2 protein-coding genes are annotated in these 1,988 nt (G+C 74.4%); both read left to right on the top strand.

Annotation, left to right across the window (positions count from 1 at the left end; all coding sequences use genetic code 11):
• Nucleotides 1-17: 17 nt before the first annotated feature.
• Nucleotides 18-209 carry a DUF2065 domain-containing protein gene (locus tag L2I40_RS22480; protein ID WP_237217557.1) on the top strand — a complete coding sequence of 64 codons (192 nt, stop codon included), beginning with the start codon at nt 18-20 and terminating at the stop codon, nt 207-209.
• A gap of 171 nt (nt 210-380) precedes the next feature.
• Nucleotides 381-1,925, top strand: a complete 1,545-nt coding sequence (locus L2I40_RS22475; protein WP_237217556.1) for a DegQ family serine endoprotease — start codon at nt 381-383, stop codon at nt 1,923-1,925.
• Nucleotides 1,926-1,988: the final 63 nt, after the last annotated feature.

Below are 1,988 nucleotides of genomic sequence, written 5' to 3'. Positions count from 1 at the left end.
GGCCGGGCCGCTGACCGATGGGCCTCGAGCAGCTGCTCGCGGGCGTCGCCGTGGTGCTGGCGCTGGAGGGGCTGCTCTACGCGACCGCACCCGGCGCGATGCGCCGGGCGCTCGGCGAGTTGCTGGCGCAGCCGGATGACCGGCTGCGGATCGGCGGCCTGGCGGCGGCGGCGCTCGGCATCGGCGCCGCCTGGCTGCTGATCGGCTGACGGGCTGATCGGCTGACGGGCCGATCGGCCGGCGGGTGCGAACCGGCGGCCGCGCGGTACGCTTCGTCACACGGCGTGACCGTGCGGCGGGGGTGTCGCGCCCGTCGGATCGTGCCAAATCTGGTGCCAAGCGGCCGAGCGGCCGCTAGGCTGAACGACCCCTGGAAGGTGTTGCCCGTGCGTCTTCGTCCCCTCGCTCCCTGGGTCCTTGCCGCCGCCCTCCTGCTCCCCGGGGCGCAGGCGGGCCTTGCCCAGCAGATCGCGCCGCAGATTCCCCCGCCCGGCGCGCCCTCCTCCTTCGCGCCGCTCGCGCAGCGCCTGCTGCCGGCGGTGGTGAACATCCAGACGACGCAGGCCGGCGGCCAGCCGCGCGCCAACCGCGACGCGCCCGACGTGCCGCAGGCGCCGCCCGGCAGCCCCTTCGAGGAGTTCTTCCGCGACTTCCTCGAGCGCAACCGGCCGCCCGGCCAGCAGCAGGGGCCGCAGAACCGCGGCCCGCAGGCGCCGCGTCGCGCGCAGTCGCTCGGCTCGGGCTTCGTCATCGACCCGTCCGGCATCGTGGTGACGAACAACCACGTCATCGAGGGCGCGGACGAGATCAACGTCGTCCTGCAGGACAACACCACGCTCCGCGCGACGCTGGTCGGCGCCGATCCGCGCACCGACATCGCCGTCCTGCGCGTGACCTCGGAACGGCCGCTGCCTTCCGTGACCTTCGGCGACAGCGACACCGCGCAGGTCGGCGACTGGGTGGTGGCGATCGGCAACCCCTTCGGCCTCGGCGGGTCGGTCACGGCGGGCATCGTCTCGGCGCGCGGCCGAGACATCCGCCAGGGGCTCTATGACGACTTCATCCAGACCGACGCGGCGATCAACCGCGGCAACTCGGGCGGTCCGCTGTTCAACCTGAACGGCGAGGTGGTCGGCATCAACACCGCCATCTACTCGCCGACCGGCGGCTCGATCGGCATCGGCTTCTCCATCCCGTCCAACCTGGCGCGCAACATCGTCGGCCAGCTGCAGGCCGATGGCCGCGTGCGGCGCGGCTGGCTCGGCGTGAACATCCAGCAGGTGACGGACGAGATCGCGGAGAGCCTCGGCCTGCGTCAGCCGGCGCGCGGCGCGCTGGTGGCGCGGGCGCAGGAAGGCGGGCCGGCCGCCGCGGGCGGCATCCAGGCCGGCGACGTGATCCTGCGCTTCAACAACCAGGAGGTGCGCGAGATGCGCAACCTGCCGCGCATCGTCGCCGACACCCGCGTGGGTTCGCAGGTGCCGGTGGTGGTCTGGCGCGACGGGCGCGAGCAGACGGTGCAGATCACGGTGGCCGAGCTGCCGTCCGATCAGCAGCAGGCGGCGGTGCAGCCGAACCAGCCGGCGCCGCGGCCGCAGCAGACCGAGCTTTCGGGCCTCGGCCTGCGCGTCGCGCCGATCACGCCGGAAGCGCGCGAGCGCTTCAGCATCCGCCCCGAGAGCCGCGGCGTGGTGATCACCGAGGTCGCGCCCGGCAGCCCCGGGGCCGAGCGCGAACTCCGCCCCGGCGACGTGATCGTCGAGGTGCAGCAGGAGCGCGTGACGACGCCGCAGGAGGTGCAGGAACGCCTCGAGCGCCTGCGCCGCCAGGGCCGCGCGACCGCGCTGCTGCTGATCGAAGGCCCACAGGGCCAGCGCTGGGTCCCGCTGCGCCTCAACGCGCCGCAGCGTGGTGCACCCGGGTGAGTGCCACGGGGAGGGCGCTGCCCTCCCCGAACCCCTCCCGCCAGGAGCCGGCGGGCTCCTGGA

Origin of the sequence: Falsiroseomonas oryziterrae (assembly GCF_021864505.1) — a bacterium.
Taxonomy (GTDB): domain Bacteria; phylum Pseudomonadota; class Alphaproteobacteria; order Acetobacterales; family Acetobacteraceae; genus Falsiroseomonas; species Falsiroseomonas oryziterrae.
The sequence above is the reverse complement of the archived record's forward strand: the minus strand, read 5'-3'. Positions and strand labels throughout refer to the sequence as shown.